The following is a 17,628-nucleotide window of genomic DNA, read 5'->3' on the forward strand; positions in this document are numbered from 1 at the left end:
CAGCACCGCTCCTCCAGCCCCTCTGTGTTGTGGACGGCGGTAGATAACCACATCCACGACACCCGGAACCGGCTCTCACTCGACCATGCTGGACATGACAGACACATTGAGGAGCGCTCAAGATAACGATCGGGTTAGTGGTGCGCAGATGCACCCAATGCTCGGCCGGATAGTCGTAGAAGGCGAGCAGCTCCTCCAGATCGTCGACGACCTTGGCGACCGCTTTGGGGTACTTGGCGCCGTAGGCGGCCTGGAAGTCGGTCACCGCGGCCTGAGCGTGTTCTTTGCCCTCGGCGTTCCAGATCTCGGCCAGGTGCTTCTTGGCTGATGGATGGGCCGACTTCGGCAGCGCTCCCAGGACGTTTGCGATTTTGTGAAACCAGCACCTCTGCTCCCTGGCCTGCGGAAACACCTCCCGCAGCGCCGACCAGAAACCGAGCGCGCCATCACCGATCGCCAGCACCGGAGCGCGCATCCCACGCCGGGCGCAATCGCGCAGCAGGTCGGCCCACGACTCGGCAGACTCGCGGTAGCCATCGGTGAGCGCGACGAGCTCTTTGCGGCCGTCGGCGCGCACGCCGATCATCACCAGAAGGCACAGCTTGTGCTCCTCCAGCCGGATGTTGACGTGGATGCCGTCCACCCACAGGTAGACGTAGTCCACGCCGGACAGATCACGGGCGGCGAACGCGCGCTGCTCGGCCTTCCACTGTTCGGTGAGCCTAGTGATGACCGAGGCGGACAGGCCGCTGGCCGAGCCGAGAAACTGCCCCAACGCGGGGACGAAATCGCCTGACGACAGCCCATGCAGATACAGCAGCGGCAGCACCTCGGTGATCTGCGGACTCTTGCGCGCCCAAGCCGGCAGGATGGCCGAGGAGAACCGTCGGCGCTCACCGCTGTCCTCGTCGATGCGCTTGTCGTTGACCCGCGGGGCCTTGACCTCGACCGCACCAGCCGCGGTGAGGATCTCACGGGCGGCGTGGTATCCGTTCCGCACGACCAGGCGGCGACCGTTCTCATCACGCTCACCGGCGAAGGCGGCAACGTAGGCGTCCACCTCGGCCTGCAACGCGACGGCGAGCATCTGGCGGGCACCCTCGCGGACGATCTGATCGATCAGCGAAGCCGACGTGGGCAGCGGGCTGTCGTCAGCGGGCGGCTCGGGCACTACGGTAAGCGGCACGGGTGTGCCTTCCCGACCGACGCTGCAACGTCGGCCTTATCTCGAAACCATCATCGGATGATCCGGGAAGGTACACCCCTTCCCGGCAGATCCACAGGTTTCGATCATTGCTCTCGCGCTCAGTGTCGCCGCTAAGAGCGCCACACCCATCGGTGTGCCCTCTGCTCAGGTTAGGCGGGTTTCGGCTGTTGCGATGGCCGCCCCGAATCGCTTTAAGGCGACTCCTTGAATATATGTGCGGGCACGTCGGCACTGCCTCCTCCTCTGCCGTAGTGGTTCCCATCATCTGCTACTTTCCCGTCCCCTCTCGCTGATGCTCCTACCGTGGCCCACCATGTGGTTGCCTGCCGGCCGGCCCTGGTGAGGCCCTTGCCGAGAAGGTGGTGGGTGAGCAGGTTCTCTTCGCCGCCCTCCCCACTCGTTGGGGCCGGGGAGCGGCCGCACCGACCTCGGTTCCCGCGTTCGCTATCGGGGCGTGTGCGGCAGCGAAGGTGTGTCGGATGGGGGGAGATTTCCGTACTGGAAATAGGGGTGGCGTTCCCTGCTGCGGTTAAGGCCGCTACCCCTCTCAGGTGTTGTTTTCGCAGGCCTTCCCGGTTTCGGACGGTGCGATGGGCGGCCCGACTCGTCTAAGGACGAGTCCTTTGAATATGTGTGCACGTGTGTGAAGGGGCTGGTCGTGCTGCTCGTGTCCTGTTCGGCGGCGGCTTGCCTGCATCCCTTGGTTCTTCTTGGACTGCCAGCAGTCTGGCCGGCTCGCGGCTAAGCCGCGGGCCGGTCTCGGTGTTGACCTCGGTCTGAGCGGCGAGCAGCGTCTTCGTCTGAGGTGGTCATGGGTGCGTCGCACGCGTGTGACCGGCGCGTGTGACGGGTGACGCCTTCGTGCCGCCAACCCCCAACACCCGACGGTTCCCCTGGCCCCGCGTCGTCGCCGACATCGCCGCGTACATGTCCCTCACCCTGCCGTGTCGGTCGTGGTGGTAGTCGCCCAGGATGTCGGTCATGTGGGCGGCGATCATGTCGAGTCGGGTTGTGCGCTCGGCGTGCATGCCCGGCAGGTGGGGGCGTCTTCGCCGGGGTTGTATTCGATGGGGTCGCATTCGCCGCCCAAGGTGAACATCTCCTCGTAGGTGCAGATTTCGAGGAGGCTGCCGTCGTCGCCGCGTTCGAGGCGGACGATGACGGGTTGAACGTGGCGGGGGCCCCTCATGATCGCCTATCCGGGGCCATGGTCGGTGAGCGCGGGCTGCCGGGGGCTGACGATGGGACGGGCGGCGGTCATGTTGGCGTGTGCCATGTGGTGTGCCTGTCGATGTCTCGGCATGTTATTCCGGTGCCGTGTCGACGGTGTTACCACCTCATTCAATGAAGGCTCGATAAACACCGCTTGTCAACCGGGATGCATATTATTCTCGCAGATTCTTTCGCGCGGCATTCGGGCATCGTTCGCCGTGGTCCGACGAAAGGCGAAGAGCCGGACGCGCGTGTGACGTCAAGGCTGATCCCATGAGTTTCCCGCGAGATGTTTCCACAGATCAGCGGTTGTTTTGTTAGGTTAGCCTCTCCAGCCGTTGGGGTGATACAAAAAATGGCCCGGTCGACTTGCCGTCCGCGTTTCGTGCGAGGGATGGTCGTGATGCAAACGAAAAAGCACCGGCCCGGACGGGGGCCGGTGATGCGACCAGAAAGGGCCTCACACCATGGCTATTCACATCGCGGAAATTGCCGCTACTGAAATCATCCCCGCTGATACGGAAACCGCCGTCGCGATTCCCGCCGACGCCGGGCCTGTGGTGGCCCCTGACGGCCCCGACGCCGCTGCCCCGGACACCGACCCTGCCCCGGACGCGGACGGGCGTGTGACGGCGGTGTGGGCGGCGCTGAACGCCGAGCCGGGTGGGTCGGCTACGGTGATCGGGGCGGCGGCCGGGCTGAGCCGGATGGTGGCGGGCAAGATCCTCAACCAGTTCAAGGCCGAGGAGCGGGCTCGCCGTGAGCCGGGGGTGAATGACGGTCAGACACGGGGCCGCGCCGCCGACCGGTGGTACCCGATCACCGTCAACAGCGGTAACGCCGCCTCCTCGGACACCATCGCCTCGGACGGTACCGCCCGAGGCACCTCGGATGTCGATATGCCGGAGACGGCGCCCGCCGTCCCGGATGCTGACGCCACCGGCACCGCCAGCGCCATCCCGGACGCTGACGCCGTGCCCGCGCCGGAGGAGACGCTCCCAGACGCCGCCGATTCGGCCGACCCCGCCCCGGCGGCCGAGCCGACCGGCGAGGAGGACCTGATCGAGGAGATGCCGGACCTGCCGGAGGATGTGACCGGCGATGACGCGCCCGGCGAGGGTACGGACCGGGCCGACGACGCACCGGTCCCGGTTGCCGACGCTGACACATCCGAGCCGGTGACTAGGCCGCTGTCTGAGCCTGACGTGTCCGAGCCTGATGCGTCTGGGCCGGTGTCCGAGCCGACGGCGGATGATCCGGCCTGGGTGCGGGTGCGGGCTGAGCTGGCGGAGCTTTCCGATCTGTTCGGCGGGGTCGCCCTGGCCAAGGCCGAGGGGAACGATGTGATGGCGCTGGGGTGCCTGGAGATGGCGATGGCGCGGGTCGCCTCCGTGCACCGTGAGGCGCGGGCGGTGCTGACCGGTACCGCCGCCGCCCCGGCCCGCCCTGCCTCCGGTACCCGGCCGGGCACCGCCAGCGCCAGCGGTGTGGAGGGTGGGGTGCGGCCGGGGGCGTTGCGGGATCGGGTGCACGCGCATCTGCTCGCGTTCCCGGGCAAGGACTTCACCCCGTACGAGATCGGCAAGGTCCTGGAGGCCTCCTCCGGCGCGGTGGCCAACGCGTTGGACCGGCTCGTCAGTCTCGAGGACGCGGTGCTGACGTGTGAGCGGCCCCGCCGGTTCGCCCTCGCCCCCACCGACGACATGCCCGATGACGCCTCCGCCGGAAGCCCGGCTGAGCCGGGCCACACGGCCACCGACACCTACGACGGCTGAGCCGGGTGGGACGGGCCGCCCCACCCTCCGCGCCGGGCTGCGACACGCCCCTGCCACCCGCTGATCACCGGCGTACCGGCCTCTGACACGGCAGGACCGGAACCCCACCACACCCCATCGCGGCGTCGCGTCTGTTTCGCCTGCCCGCACCTCACCGCCCCTCACCACAACCGATCAGAACCGCCCATCAGAAAGGGAACTGTCATGGCTCACGAGATCGAGATCTTCGCTAACGGTTCGGCTGGGTTCGCCGCCGCTGGTAAGCCGGGCTGGCATGGGCTCGGCTATACCGCGCCGGGTCCGATGTCCGCCGAGGAGTTGTTGTCCCACGCTCAGCTCGCCGGGTGGAACGTGCGCAAGGTGCCGGTCGGCCAGGTGAGCGATCCGGTCACCGGTCTGCCGGTGGTCACGGATGAGGACTTCCTGGTGGTGCGCACCAATCCGGTCACCGGGGCGCCGGAACGGCTGGGCCGGGTCGGCCGGGACTACCAGGTGCTGCAGAACGAAGACGTCACCGGCTTCCTGCAAACCCTGGTCGATGAGTCCGGGGCGGTCTTCGACACCGGCGGGTCGCTGAACGAGGGACGCCGGGTGTTCGTCACCATGCGGCTTCCCGAGCCGCTCATGGTCGGCGGGTTCGATCAGATCGACCTGTATCTGGCGGCGTTTTCCCGGCATGACGGGTGGGGGTCGTTCGTCACCGTCGCCACCCCGGTCCGGGTCGTCTGTGCGAACACCGAGCGGGCCGCGCTGGCCCATCACGCCTCGAAGTTCACCGTCCGGCATACCGGCAACGTGGCCGGGCGGATCGCCGAGGCGCGTGAGGCGCTGAAGCTGACCTGGAAGCACGGGGAGGCGTTCGCGGCCGAGGCGGAGAAGCTGCTGGCGACGCCGATGGATTTCGCCGAGTTCCGTCAGTTCGCCAGCGTGCTGTACCCGCTGCCGCCGGGGGCCAAGGACCTGGCGCGTAAGAACCGCGAGCTGACCCTGCGCCAGTTGGAGCACCTGTTCGCGCAGGCACCGACTCAGGAGCCGATCCGCAACACGCGCTGGGCGGCCTACAACGCGGTGACCGAGCGGCTGGATCACCGCAGCCCGGTCTTCGGCGGCCGTGATGTGGCGATGGTGCGGGCGGAGCGGGCGCTGCTCGATGACCACGACAACGCCAAGGTCAAGGCCCGCGCGTTCCGGCTCCTGGCCACCGCCTGACCCGCCATCTATCTCCGGGCGTCCGGTACGGCCCCGGCACAGGGGCCGTACCGCACCCGCAACCGACCAACCCGATCCACCCCGGACCGGGCCCACGGGCCGCCGCCGCCCCTCACACCGGGGTTGCCCGGCAGGCGGCGAGCACCGGGCCTAGGACTACCCGGTTCAGGCTGATACCGCCGCCCCGCGTACGTCATCAACCGCTACCGAAGGAGATCATCATGGGTCGACTCGAAGACCTCACCGTCCAGTACGCCAACGCCGCCCGCTGGGACCTCAGGCAGGCCCTGACCCGCATTGTCTGTCTCGATGAGGAGGGCACGCTGCATGACAAGGACTTGGGTCGGATCGCTTATGCCTACCAGCGGTTGTCGTGGTGGCAGCAGGTCACCGACCTCACCCACGGCCGCGCGGACACCGTCGACGGCGCGACCGCGCTGCTGACCGTACGGCAACACGCCCACGCCCTGTTGCTCCACGCCCGCCCGGTGACCAACGGCGGCCTGTTCGCCCAAGCGATGGAGGAGTCCCGCCGAGGCGGCGCACGGGCCTTCCTGGACGCGACCGACAAACTCGCCCAAGCGCTGGCGCTGCCCTCCGATCTCGATGCTCCTTCCGCCGACCACGGCACCCCGGCCATCACGACTGAGCAGGGCTGGGATGGGCAACCGCCGGTGAGGGCGTGCGCGAGCACACATGCCTTTATCCGGAGACGGCGATCACCCGTCTCCCTGCCTGCCTCGCCCGCCCCTCCCCCGATCGGCGCGGGGCCGGTATCGAGCCGCCAGCCGGGCGGCCATCCCGTGCCCCTCACCCCTCACTAGCTCCTGCCATCCAGAGAAAGGGAAGACCCACGATGAACGACCCCTGTCAGCCCGGCCCGCTACCCCCGCCCGGCGGGCTGCACGAGATGACGCGGGCCTCGTGCGATCAGTTGACCGCCGAGAAGATGACCACCGTCCGCCACGCCTTCTACACGGCAGCGGCGAAGGCGATCTTCGCCTTGCAGAACGGGCAACGGCTCACCGGCGAGCAGCTGTTCGTCACCGCTCACGCTCAGGCGTCCCGCGCCTGGTGGGACCGGGTGGCCGAGGAGATCACCGGCAAGAGGCTGAGCTCCGATCACGCGCTCCGGCGGGTGCGCTCGTGGGCCCGCCACTACCTGACCGGGGAACCCCCGCTCACCCGGCCGGGAACGCTGTTCGACCACGCCCTCGCGCACGCCGCACGGATGGCCGCCCGTGACTTCCTGCGCGACAGCGGCCACCTGCTCACCCAGCACCTCATCGACCAGACAGCCCACCCGCTCGCGGCCACACCCCCCGACCACGACCACCACCGGCCAGACAGCCTCATCCCGCCTGCCTCGACCGTGGCGGGGCCATGACCAGCCAGCCGAGTACGCCAGCGCATCCCGGCACTGGCGACACCCCCGAACGAAGGGACACCCTGTCATGAACAACCCCCAGCAGCACCCCCACACCGGCGCCCCGCCGGAGAAGAGTATGGCTTGCCTGGAGGCGATCATCCGGCAGGCCGAACGCGACCGTCAGGATCACCTCGATGACCTGTTCCGGCGGCTGGGCCGGGGCGAGCGGCTGGGCGCCGTGCAGGTGCACGACACCCTGCGCGCGCAGACCCTGTGCACGTGGTGGCGGCTGGTGGCCCGGCACCTCGAACACGCCGACGGCGGCGGCCTGCACCCGGCGCAGGCCGTGGCCCGGTTCGTCTCCTGGATCCGCCCGTACGCCACCGACCCCACTCCGCCCAACCCCACACCGCCCGACCCCACCTCACTCGACCCCAGCCAGGACGGGCGCACGCGCGGGCAGGACGGTGAGCGCGCGTTCGCGCTGGCCCACCTCGACCACAGCCTCGCCCTCATCCGGCAAGACGCCGCCCGCGCCTTCCTCACCCAAGCCGAGACACTCGTGCCGGCCTGCTCCCCGCAGCAGTCTCCGAGCGCCTCGGCCGGGCAGGAGGCCACGGCATGACCCGCCACGACACCGCTACCGGCGACCCCGCACCCACCGCGCCGGAGAGCGCCACCGTCGCCGAGCTCGTGCCGAGGCGGGCGGACAGTTCGCGGATGGAGATCTTCCAGATGCTCGGCTGGCGGTGGGACATCACCGCCGCCAAGCAGATCACCCAGGGCCGGGTCCCTGAGGGGCGGATCGTGACCGAATGGTGGGCGGGCATGCTCAACCTGATCGTCATCGACGCCGAGCACGCGGCGCGGGTGGATCTGTCGCGACCGTTGATCGTAGCCACGGTCCCGACTGGCGGGATGCTGATCATCGACGGCTGGCACCGCCTGTGCAAGGCCGTGACCATCGGCGTCGAGGAGTTGTCCGCGGTGGTGCTCACCGCCGAGGAGGAACGCGCCTGCCGGATCTGCGGTGGCGAAGAACCGGCCGAAGAGGACATCGAGGATCTCAACGAAGACGACGAGAAGGATGTGGCTGGTAGCGCCTGATCCGGTGGCGTAGGTGGCATGCCCCGTCCAGCACAGACGAATTGTGCTGGACGGGGCACACCTCCTGCACCACCGGATCAGGCTTGTCCACCATCCGGCTTCGCTGCTGTTAAGCCTCTCGTCCTTGTTGGATTCGTAGCGGATGAGCAGCGCCCGGTACCAGTGAGCGCGATCCTTAAGCTGCTGCAGCATCCGGTGACGGAGCCCGGGATGCTGGCCTTGCCAACGTAGGCGCCCCACCGGCCCTCGCTGTCCAGGCGGTCGAGCAGGAGATAGACGCCGGGCACGTTCCAGCCCTTCTCCAGGCGGCGGACGTGGTCACGGTCGAGGAGAAGCATGCCGGCGACCTTGTGCTTGGCGCGGATCTTCATCGGGTTGTTCAGATCGTAGGAGAGGCCGACGATGAGCTGGGACGGGGCGAACCGCATCGCACACACGCGGGCGTCTCCTTCACCTGATGCCACCACGAGATATTCCCGAACAGTATCGGACACATCGCTCTGCGCAACCATGTGTTCCGAGGAAGAAACGAGCAGCTCACCCGGCGGATAGCCACACTCGCCGTGCCGGACAACACGATGAAGGTGCCCGTTGCGGCCATAGAGGACCGTCATCCGCGCGATCCGCCGTGGCCACAGCCGGGGCGGTGGGTTCGCCCACGTGCCCGTGCCGGGCTGTGCGGCGGCCGGTCAGACGCGTTCAGCAGGCACGTTCAGCCCGCGGACCAGGACACTTTTGCCTTGGATTCTTTCGTATGGCCGAACCTAGAGCCCTGCTTGGCATGGCCGTAGGTGCATCGCTGCATGGAGTCGATGTCCAAGTACGCCAGGACTTCCTTGCCCGGCAGCAGCGGCGTGTGCTGGGCCAGCGCCGCGAGCATCTGCCGGGCGACCTTGTCCAGTTGTCGTACGTTGCTCCAGGTGAAGGCGCGCAGGAACGATCCCAGTGTGGACGGCGCGCTGATGCCGTCGAACAGCTCGCCCATCCCGCCGTGCCGCAGCGTGTCCAGGTCGTTGATGCTGTCGGCGCCGCAGGCCATCCCGGCCACGATCAAGGCGAGCTTCGCGGAAGCGTTCACCCCGTCTGCCGCTGCTGGAACCATCTGCTCGCCGACCAGGTGCTCCAGGCCCGCCCGCTCGACCAGCCGCAGCGCTGTGGCCAGGCCGCCGTAGGAGATCAACTGCTCTTCATCGAAGATCGCGTGGGTGTTGCTCCGGCGTGGGAAAATCGCATTTACAAGGTGCCTTCCTAAGCTGGCTGATTGAAGCGTAGAGAACTCCAATCTTCCCAGGTCAGAGGACAAATCGCCTCATTTCGCAACACATACAGCAAATGTCAAGCCGTGGATCCAGGCTAAGGCGCAGGCCGCTTGGCTGGTGCACCTCCATGGATCGGAAGAGCCTTCAGGTATAACCCCTCGAACTCGGACGCAGGTGCCCCTATGGTCGAAGTCATGGTTGACCTTACTGAGTACGAGCGGCGCGGCGACTTCGACGCACCATTCGAACTGACCAGAAAGCACGAGCGTGTCCAGAAGGAGTCCGAGCGTATCCGCGAGGCGGTGCGGTGCGATATCGGTCCGTTGACGTGGGAGGCCTACATTGCGGGCGAGCCATGTCCCGGTTGCGGTCTTCCGTATCGAGACGAGAAGCCATGGGAATTCAAGGGCACCATGTACTTCACAGAAGAAGAGCGCATCCGCTACGACGCTGAGGAGGCCCGGTTCAGAAAGGTGCACGGCGACTGTCACGCGATGCGCCACTCGGTCTCGGGATCGCTGACCATGCACTGCGGCAAGTGTTGCCCGTCACCGCCACTCTCGCCACGGCAAATCGAGAATCTCGGCCGTATCCTCGGCGCTCCAAAGCAGCCCCATGAACTGATGCGATGGCGCCTCCGGTTGTACTGCGGCCACGTCGTGGAGAAGCGATCGCATTACACACACAAGACGCTTCACTCGGCGTTCACAGGTTCCACATCGTGCCCTGAGTGCGGCCTCGATCCGGCGACCATCGTGGACGGTGAGGCCATCGGCCTCGTGGAGGAGCCACCCGGCGTAGCGAAGCGGGTGCCTGCCAAGTCGCCTCGCCGTCCCACTGCGACCCGGAAGCCCACGAGAGCTGAGTTGGAGGCGAAGGTTCGCGAGTTGGAGGCGGAGGTGGAGCGGCTTCGCGGTTCGTAGCTGTCGAAACGGCGAAACGACTCGGCGACTCGCACAGGGGGTCGATGAACCAGCTCGGCGTCCTACCATCGCCCGGCCATCGGGAGGGCGCTGTTTGCGCAGCCCCCTTACCCAGGCGAATGCCCGTCATGTACTGCGGGATCTCCTCGGCTCCTTCTTCCGTCGGCCCCTGCTGACCGTCAGGCGCGTCGACGACCCGCGACCGCCCCGAGAAGATCTACAGGCTGGCACGACTCATGCCTCGCAGCAGTGCGACTAAAGGATCCCGGGGGTTGCGCGGTTGTCTTGTCGCACCAGCGCGGCACTATCGACTCATGGCCGACGTACCTGTCCTTTCTGCCGACCGATTCCAGCACTGGGCGGTCGACTTCGTGCGCAATGAATATGTGGTGGTCACGACGGACGGACAACGTCTCGCCGGGACGCTACCGACGACAGCCTGGCCAGATAACCAGGTCGCACAGTCGGTCTTCGACTGGGAGCACTGGTGGGTGATCAGCACGACACGCAGGGGCGACACGCTCGTGTCGGAGGCGTACAGCCCTATCAGCACAGACAAGGGGCGACCGGCCGTCTACCTCGACCAGAATCACTGGAGCAAGCTCGCATGGGCGATGGTTGACCCCCGTAAGGTTGCGAACAAGGATGAACTCACCGCCGCGATGCGGATCATCGAACTTGCCACCGACGCCGGTATCGTCCTGCCGCTCTCGTCGGCGCACCTTACCGAGACGTACCCGCTCCATGGTGATCGTCGCTACAACTTGGGACTCGCGATGGCCAAGCTGGCCGGAGGCTGGGAGCTTCGCTCCCCCATGACGGTCTGGGACAACGAAGTGGCCATGATGCTGGCAACGCACGAAGACGCTCCGTTGCCGGCATTCTCGCAGCTGCCTGTCGTCACCACCGAGCCACAGGCCTTCCTCGCCAACGGCGTGCGAGCATACGAGATCGACAACGACTGGGATCTGTTCCAGCTCGTCCTCTCCGAACCTTCCACCACGTTGTCGTGCCTGATCGACACCACCGCTGAGGCGAAGGGCGACGTGTCCGCATGGGTTCAGCGCAATCAGGAGATTACTGACTACTTCGCCGGACAGCGACTCCCCGATACAGATCGGCGAAAGCAGGCCGCAGGATTCTTCTGGACCGACAATATCCAGGTGCTCGCCAAAGCCGCAGCACGGGTCGGCGTCGCCCCAACATCGTTTGCCCAGGATTCCAAAGAGTTGCTCCATCAGACCGAGACGATGCCATTCGTGTCGAACTTGTCGGCGCTATTCCGGCTGCGCTACCTCGATCGCCAGAACCGATGGAAGGGAAACGACCTGATCGACATGATGTACCTCTCGTGCGCAGCAGGTTACTGCGACTACGTGGCTGCAGAGCGTCACACGGGAACGCAGCTCCGGCAGATCATGAAAAGCAAAGGCGTAACTCCCAACGTGTTCATCACACTTGCGGATCTTGTGGAGGCCCTCGACCGGGACGGCGTGAAGACAGTAGCCGAGGGAGCATCCGACAGTAACCGACAATGAGCGGGCTCAAGCGGCGCGAGCTACATCGGTCACTGGCCCTCGCACCGCCCTGCTGCCCATTGCAGCGCTGCCTTCCTGCCAAGATCAATGCTCAAGGCGAGCCCCGGTGCACGAGATGGATGTCGTGGGGCTGAAGCTTCCCCTAGTCGTTCCACACCTTCATCATGTCCAGGCAGCGCGAGTCAGCGAAGTTTGAGTGAGGGGGAACGCCGCAGGTGAGAGGACTGTGCAGCGCCTTCGGGACGTGGCGGCACGGTCGCGTATGCGCCTGGGGCCGCCCGGTTCTCTTATCCCGAGGTTCGCCGCCGCGCGCTCTGACCTGGCCTGCGTGCTTAACCATCGGTGAGAAACCGGGCGGTCATCAGCCTTCGGTGATAATGCTCAACCTTCGCTGCAAAAGATCAGGATACTCCGTCGTGTGATTGGTGACGGATCTTGTCCGGAGACTGCCCGAAAACGCTGTGACCTGCGAAAACAAGGCCCAAGGCGGAGTGGTGTTGGCGGCTGAACCACGATGGTTCTGGGTGCTGGCCCGGGACGGAAGACGGCCGGGCCGCGACGCACCCGCCTGCCACCCCAGCCTGGTTGTAGCCAGGCGAACGACTGCGCGGCGGAGCCCAGAACAAGCGCGGCACGGACAGGCATTACGAGATCTTTGCTTGGCGGCTTGTCCTAACTCGGGCCTCGAGACAGGTATTTGGATAAGTGACAGGGATCGCTGACCCGGTACTCGGGCCACACCCACATGACCGAACCCATCACCTCGGCCACCACTGCCTCGACCAGCCACTCTTGCGGCGCACTCACCGTACGTCGCGAGGTTCACGACCCCACGGGGGGACATCTGCCACTGACCGTCTGGCTGGCCGCAGCCGACACCGAATCAGCCAGCACCTGCGAGAGCGGTTGTTGTCATCCGGTCAGCGGGCGGCCAGCCCGCCATCGCATCGCCACTTGCACTCGCATGGGCGAGACGATCACTCACCTGGGCGCCACCGATCATCAGGTCATCTCGGCCGCGCTGACGGCAGGCCGCCTGCCGGTAGCCGTCTTCACCGACGCCAACTGGGCGGGCGTGACCTCGCCCAAACACGCGCCGCGGGCCTGGTGTATCTGCAGTACCTCATCGCCCTACGCCGGCCCGCACAGGGCGAGCACATCCACCCTGACGTCTCCGATCGTGGCCTGGCCGCTTCGCACGAGCTGCCGGAGTGCGCCGGATTGCCTGCGAGCGCACGTGCGCAGTGACGTGCTGCTGTTCACCCGGCCGAAGACCTCCGAGTTCATCCGAACGGAAACGGGGGCCTGCGGAGCCACTCAGCGGGCGAAACGCGTCGGCGACGGCAGCGCGGACGGAAGTGAGCGTTCATGATCGAGATGACAACGTCGGTGTGGGCGACCGGCCAGCAGAACGTCGCGGGTGCAACGGTGGGGCCGGTACGTGCCGGAGTCGATGCGGCATCCGGGCACGATGCTGCCCGACATCGCCGCCAGGACGATCGCCACCTACACCGCACCCGGAGAGCTGGGTATCGACCCGATGTGCGGGATCGGCACCACCCTGGTCGAGGCCGCTCACCTCGACAGATACGCCGTGGGCGTGGAGTACGAGGAGAGATGGGCGCGGCTGGCCGTGGCGAACCTCGGCCACGCCCGCAAGCAGGGGGCGTCCGGCTTCGGACGAGCGGTGGCCGGGGATCCCGGCGCATCGCCCGACTGCCGCCGGATCTGGCCGGGCGGGCGGCGCTGGTGCTCACCTCACCCGTACGGGGCTGCCACACATGGGCACATCCGCTCGTAGAGCTGAGCCTGAGCTGGAGTAGCGCGGATTGTTCCGGCGTTCGGGCCCGGATTCGGGCCGGGCGCTGGAGCGCGGGCTGAACCTGTGGATTTCGCTTGACGCGGGCTATGGAGGTGGGCGTCGATACCACCCGCCCACGCACCCGCCGCCCCGCTACCGCACCCCGAACCCAGGGCTGTGGCCGCCCGTCGATGACCGGCAGCCACATCCCGCCCCGGGGGCCACGCGGGGGCGGGTCGGGGGCGTAGCGCCCACCACAGCCCGCCAGGAACACACGGCCCATACGGCCGCAGGCCTGTCCATCCACGTCACGGAGGTGATGCATGACCAGCACAACCCCAACCAGCCACCCCACGCAGCAGGCAATGCCAGAGGTGATCAGCCTGCTCGCAGCCGGACGGCTGCTCGGCATGGGCCGCACCAAGGCCTACCGCCTCGCCCGCGCGGGGCAGTTTCCGTGCCGCGTGTTGCGCATCGGTGGCCAGTACGCAGTACCGGTACGCGGGCTGTGGGCGCTACTCGACCACACCCATCCGGACGGCAGACAAGCCCGTCTGGCAAGCAAGGAAGGATGACCTCGATGGCGAAAGCTCCGGGAACGACGGCAGTCAAAGAGCCGACCGTAGCTAAGGGCACCACCTTCAAAACGTGTTCCTGCAAGGACCCGGCCACCGGCAAGCGGCTCGGGAAGAACTGCCCGAAGCTGCGCCGCCCGCACGACGACGGAGGAGCCCGGTGGAGCACCACGCACGGCTCCTGGGGCTACCAGCTGGAACTGCCCGCCCATACCGACGGCAAGCGGCGTAACCCGTTGCGGCGCAGCGGATTCGCCACGCTAGAGGATGCCGGGGCCGAACTGGACCACGCCCGCGGCCTGCTCACCCTCGACACCGACCCCGCCGTCCGGCGGCAGATCACCAAGCTGATGCTGTCGGTCCTCAAAGACACCAAGACCCTGCCCGACACCGAGGAAGTGAGGCGCAAGGTCCGCACCCGCCAAGACCTCAACCGGCACATCACCGTAGCCGAGTGGCTGGAGGAATTTCTCAAGCGCAAGCGCGCCATCGAGGCGACAACGAAACGCTCCTACGAATCCCACGTCCGCCTCTACCTCAACCCCTACCTCGGCGACATCCGGCTGGACCGGCTACGCGTCTCCGACATCGCCAGCATGTTCGATGCAATCGAGGAGTTCAACGACATCATCGCCACCGAACGCGCCAGCGGCGACCCCACTCGCGTAGCAGCAGTCAAATATCGGCGTCCGGTCGGCCCTACGAGCATGCACCGCATCCGGGCCACCCTGCGGCACGCCCTGAACATCGCGATCCGCCAGGACAGACTCCTGGACTTCAACCCCGCCGCCGTCGTCGAGATGACACCGATCGACCGGCCCAAGCCAGTCGTCTGGACCGAAGAGAAGGTGACGCAATGGCGTAAAGACCAGGCCGAACACCGGGACCGCCTCAAGCACGCACGCGACGGCAAGCGCGTCGACCCAATCGCCGCCTACGTCAGCACTCCCCGGCCCTCGCCCGTCATGGTGTGGACCACCGAACAGACATCGGCCTTCCTCACCTACGCCCGCCGAGATCGGCTATTCGCCCTGTACCGACTCATCGCCGTACGCGGCCTGCGACGCGGCGAAGGAGCCGGCCTCCGCTGGCCGGACATCATCTTCGCGACATCAAGGATCGGCATCCACTGGCAGATCACCCAACTCGGCTGGACCCCAATCCAAGGCAGCCCGAAAACCGATGCCAGCGACCGCGAGATCGCGGTGGACGCCGAGACGATGGCCCTCCTCAAGCAGCACCGTAAGCGTCAGGCCCGGGAACGGCTGGCCGCAGGCGAAGACTGGGTCGATAGCGACTTCGTTTTCACCGATGAGCTGGGCCGGCCGCTGCATCCACAGCATGTGACCGACCGCTTCTACTGGCTGTGCTACCAGGCAGGGCTCCCGCCGATCAGGCTTCATGACCTGCGCCACGGAGCGGCCACCGCCATGCTCGCGGCCGGGGTCGATATCAAGATCGTGCAGGAGACCCTCGGGCATACATCCTCGGCCTTCACGCGTGACACCTACACCAGCATCTACCCCGAAGCAGCCGCCGCAGCAGCCGAAGCCACCGCCGCCCTACTCACCTCGCACCCACACCCAGAACCGTCACCGGTCCCGCCTCGACACGGCGCAGCGCGTCCCAGCGCAGGCCGCCAGACCGCCACCACAGAGGCAGACGGAGCGGTGATCCATCTGCCCACCAACTGATCAGCCATCCCGGAAACCAGAGCGGAAGGTAGGCCAGCCCGCGCGAACCGCTGCTGACCTACCTCCGAGTCGAGCGAACCTACGTCAGCCGTCGATGAGTCGGCCACCCCGCAGCCGTCACGTTGCCAATCGGACACCTGGCCCGGGCACCAGCGCGTGAGCGCGGTCCACGTCCATAGCGAGCAACGCGCTGTGTGGCGGAGCTAGCCGCCGAACTCACGGGCGACGACCAAGAGCGGCGATGTGCCCACGCCCGCGCTCGCGGGTTGATGGGGGGTTCCGCCACGATATTGCAGTTGTGTAGGACCCGCTGGGCATTAGCCTGACCAGAATGAGTCTCTCAGCGCCCGGCCTGGTCCCGGTGCACGTGGGTCAACCGGAGCCGGGTTCCGAGGAAGAGCAGATCCTGTTGGAGGAGCAGGAGCGCATGCGCGCCCGGTATGGCCAGCAGCGACCTCCGCGAGTACCGGGCGAGCTGGATTGGCAGAAGCACGGCCTGCAGCCGCGGTGGCTCGGCATGGAGACCAGCGACTGTGTCGTTGCATTGGAGCCGGGATTCTTCCACAACCGTGGCGCTGACGAACGGAACCGTTTCTTCGCTGGCGCTCGACGGCGCAACGAACTTGCCCTGGTAGTCGCCGTGATCGGTGACGTTGACGACGACAGCGCTCGCAGCGTCCTGTCACAATTCGACTCGTCCGTCTACCTCAACACCACGCTAACCAGCGTAAACGGTCGGCGCCTCCCCGTCGGGACTCGGCCCGAGATCGCCCCAGACCTAAGCTCTGCTGACCGCGACCTGGCGATCCGGCTGCTCACTCGCCCGCCGGACGCCCCGTGGTGGAGCTTGCACCTCGGTGGCATACAGCTGGAAGGCGGTGCCGGCTCCGGGTCTGTGAACCACGAAGCAGAGGGGCAATTGCACCCTGTTCTCATTGACCCGCTGGGGGACCCGGTGGTCGCGGCTTGGACCTCACCTTCGTGCGATCAGCGCTGGTACATCATCCCGGACGCCACCGGTTGGGACAACGTTCTGAGCTGGCTGATACATCGCGCCCTGCCCGAGTTTGTGCCCGATGCCCTACGCCGGGCGCGCTCCCCCCACTTCATCGAGCCTGACCTACAGACCACCACCGAGTTGGCAACTCGGCAGGCCCTAGAGGAGCTGGAGGCGCGCTACATCATGGAGAAGCTGCGTCTTGAACAGGACTTGCGGGAGGCCGAAGCGCGTGCCGAGCCGGTACGGTACGGGCTGCTCTATGGCACTGGCGCCGAACTGGTCCGTGCGGTTGCGGTCGTGCTGACCGAAGCGGGCCTGCAAACCGTCGATCTGGACGAGGAGCTCGGCGCCACCAAGTCGGCAGACCTGCTCGTAAGCGCCGACTCCCTGCCCGGACGCCTCGTTGAAGTCAAGGCCGCCAGCGGCGGGGCCCAGGAACACCTGGTCGGCCACCTGCAGCGGCACCTCGAGACTTGGCCCCAGCTGCGCCCCAACGAGCCAGTCAGCGGCGGCGTCCTGGTCGTCAATCACCAACACAAGTTGCACCCGTCCCAGAGGGCGGCACACGTCTACTCCCGACCCGAGTTCGTTGCCGCGCTGCCTGTGCCGGTCGTGAGCACTATGCAGCTGTTTCACTGGTGGCGCGCGGAGGACTGGGCCGCAATCCGTACCGCGGTACTCGGTGCCGACCTTCGCACCGTGGTTTCGAGCGCAGTCATGGAGGAGGTCACAGACCGTCCAGAAACGCCACCGGTGAGCCGGTGGCAGCGGTGGCGCTCTAGCGGGCGTAGCCGGTAGCGATCTGGTTGGCCGAGGCACACATCAGGTGTCGCGGGCGGAGAGGAGCTGGGCGCGTGTAGGTGGCGCCTTTGGCCTGGGGCATGGTTCTTGATGAGTTCCAACAGTCCGTTGGGCAGCAAGGTGTCGTTGGTGAGGCCGCCGTGTGGAGCGACGCCGGT

Annotated in this window: 17 protein-coding genes; 13 read left to right on the forward strand and 4 right to left on the reverse strand. The window is 66.8% G+C overall.

The genetic code is table 11. The features are described 5' to 3' along the window. Together ACTWPV_RS40625 and ACTWPV_RS40630 are read right to left on the reverse strand one after the other, a co-directional pair. The coding region (locus ACTWPV_RS40625; protein WP_443155867.1) for an IS256 family transposase at nucleotides 1–1,186 on the reverse strand (1,186 nt) is incomplete at its 3' end. 1,015 nt (nucleotides 1,187–2,201) lie between these two features. Beyond that, the gene (locus ACTWPV_RS40630) at nucleotides 2,202–2,396 is read right to left on the reverse strand and encodes a hypothetical protein (protein ID WP_443155868.1); all 195 of its coding nucleotides are present in this window, start codon (nucleotides 2,394–2,396) and stop codon (nucleotides 2,202–2,204) included. A 490-nt stretch (nucleotides 2,397–2,886) separates the two neighbouring features. On the opposite strand from ACTWPV_RS40630, the gene ACTWPV_RS40635 reads away from it, so the two are divergent. From ACTWPV_RS40635 to ACTWPV_RS40660, 6 genes are all read left to right on the forward strand, one after another. After that, nucleotides 2,887–4,194, forward strand: a complete 1,308-nt coding sequence (locus ACTWPV_RS40635; protein WP_443155869.1) for a hypothetical protein — start codon at nucleotides 2,887–2,889, stop codon at nucleotides 4,192–4,194. A 204-nt stretch (nucleotides 4,195–4,398) separates the two neighbouring features. Further along, nucleotides 4,399–5,403, forward strand: coding sequence for a DUF932 domain-containing protein (locus tag ACTWPV_RS40640; RefSeq protein ID WP_443155870.1), 1,005 nt, complete (start codon nucleotides 4,399–4,401; stop codon nucleotides 5,401–5,403). 221 nt (nucleotides 5,404–5,624) lie between these two features. Continuing rightward, a complete protein-coding gene (locus tag ACTWPV_RS40645; RefSeq protein WP_443155871.1) occupies nucleotides 5,625–6,227 on the forward strand; it encodes a hypothetical protein in 603 nt (200 codons plus the stop codon). Nucleotides 6,228–6,259: 32 nt separating this feature from the next. After that, nucleotides 6,260–6,790, forward strand: coding sequence for a hypothetical protein (locus ACTWPV_RS40650; RefSeq protein WP_443155872.1), 531 nt, complete (start codon nucleotides 6,260–6,262; stop codon nucleotides 6,788–6,790). A gap of 67 nt (nucleotides 6,791–6,857) precedes the next feature. Further along, nucleotides 6,858–7,397, forward strand: coding sequence for a hypothetical protein (locus tag ACTWPV_RS40655; protein ID WP_443155873.1), 540 nt, complete (start codon nucleotides 6,858–6,860; stop codon nucleotides 7,395–7,397). Between the two features lie 95 nt (nucleotides 7,398–7,492). Beyond that, entirely contained in the window at nucleotides 7,493–7,879 is a 387-nt protein-coding gene (locus ACTWPV_RS40660) for a hypothetical protein (protein WP_443155874.1), read from the forward strand. A gap of 77 nt (nucleotides 7,880–7,956) precedes the next feature. Here ACTWPV_RS40660 and ACTWPV_RS40665 read toward each other — a convergent pair whose 3' ends face one another. Next, nucleotides 7,957–8,493 carry a hypothetical protein gene (locus ACTWPV_RS40665; RefSeq protein ID WP_443155875.1) on the reverse strand — a complete coding sequence of 179 codons (537 nt, stop codon included), beginning with the start codon at nucleotides 8,491–8,493 and terminating at the stop codon, nucleotides 7,957–7,959. A gap of 98 nt (nucleotides 8,494–8,591) precedes the next feature. Continuing rightward, a complete protein-coding gene (locus tag ACTWPV_RS40670) occupies nucleotides 8,592–9,182 on the reverse strand; it encodes a hypothetical protein (protein WP_443155876.1) in 591 nt (196 codons plus the stop codon). A 138-nt stretch (nucleotides 9,183–9,320) separates the two neighbouring features. On the opposite strand from ACTWPV_RS40670, the gene ACTWPV_RS40675 reads away from it, so the two are divergent. From ACTWPV_RS40675 to ACTWPV_RS40705, 7 genes are all read left to right on the forward strand, one after another. Next, entirely contained in the window at nucleotides 9,321–10,061 is a 741-nt protein-coding gene (locus ACTWPV_RS40675) for a hypothetical protein (RefSeq protein WP_443155877.1), read from the forward strand. Nucleotides 10,062–10,375: 314 nt separating this feature from the next. Beyond that, entirely contained in the window at nucleotides 10,376–11,599 is a 1,224-nt protein-coding gene (locus ACTWPV_RS40680) for a hypothetical protein (protein WP_443155878.1), read from the forward strand. A 745-nt stretch (nucleotides 11,600–12,344) separates the two neighbouring features. Then, entirely contained in the window at nucleotides 12,345–12,971 is a 627-nt protein-coding gene (locus ACTWPV_RS40685) for a hypothetical protein (protein WP_443155879.1), read from the forward strand. 48 nt (nucleotides 12,972–13,019) lie between these two features. Then, a complete protein-coding gene (locus ACTWPV_RS40690; RefSeq protein WP_443155880.1) occupies nucleotides 13,020–13,400 on the forward strand; it encodes a TRM11 family SAM-dependent methyltransferase in 381 nt (126 codons plus the stop codon). 323 nt (nucleotides 13,401–13,723) lie between these two features. Beyond that, nucleotides 13,724–13,975: a DNA-binding protein gene (locus ACTWPV_RS40695; RefSeq protein WP_443155881.1), complete on the forward strand. Its 252-nt coding sequence runs from the start codon at nucleotides 13,724–13,726 to the stop codon at nucleotides 13,973–13,975. Further along, the gene (locus ACTWPV_RS40700; protein ID WP_443155882.1) at nucleotides 13,972–15,669 is read left to right on the forward strand and encodes a tyrosine-type recombinase/integrase; all 1,698 of its coding nucleotides are present in this window, start codon (nucleotides 13,972–13,974) and stop codon (nucleotides 15,667–15,669) included. Before ACTWPV_RS40695 ends, ACTWPV_RS40700 begins: the two co-directional genes overlap by 4 nt. A 331-nt stretch (nucleotides 15,670–16,000) precedes the next feature. Further along, nucleotides 16,001–17,467: a hypothetical protein gene (locus ACTWPV_RS40705; RefSeq protein ID WP_443155883.1), complete on the forward strand. Its 1,467-nt coding sequence runs from the start codon at nucleotides 16,001–16,003 to the stop codon at nucleotides 17,465–17,467. The last annotated feature ends 161 nt before the right edge of the window (nucleotides 17,468–17,628 follow it).

Origin of the sequence: Nonomuraea sp. KM88, assembly GCF_052245635.1 — a bacterium.
In the GTDB taxonomy this organism is placed as follows: Bacteria; Actinomycetota; Actinomycetes; order Streptosporangiales; family Streptosporangiaceae; genus Nonomuraea.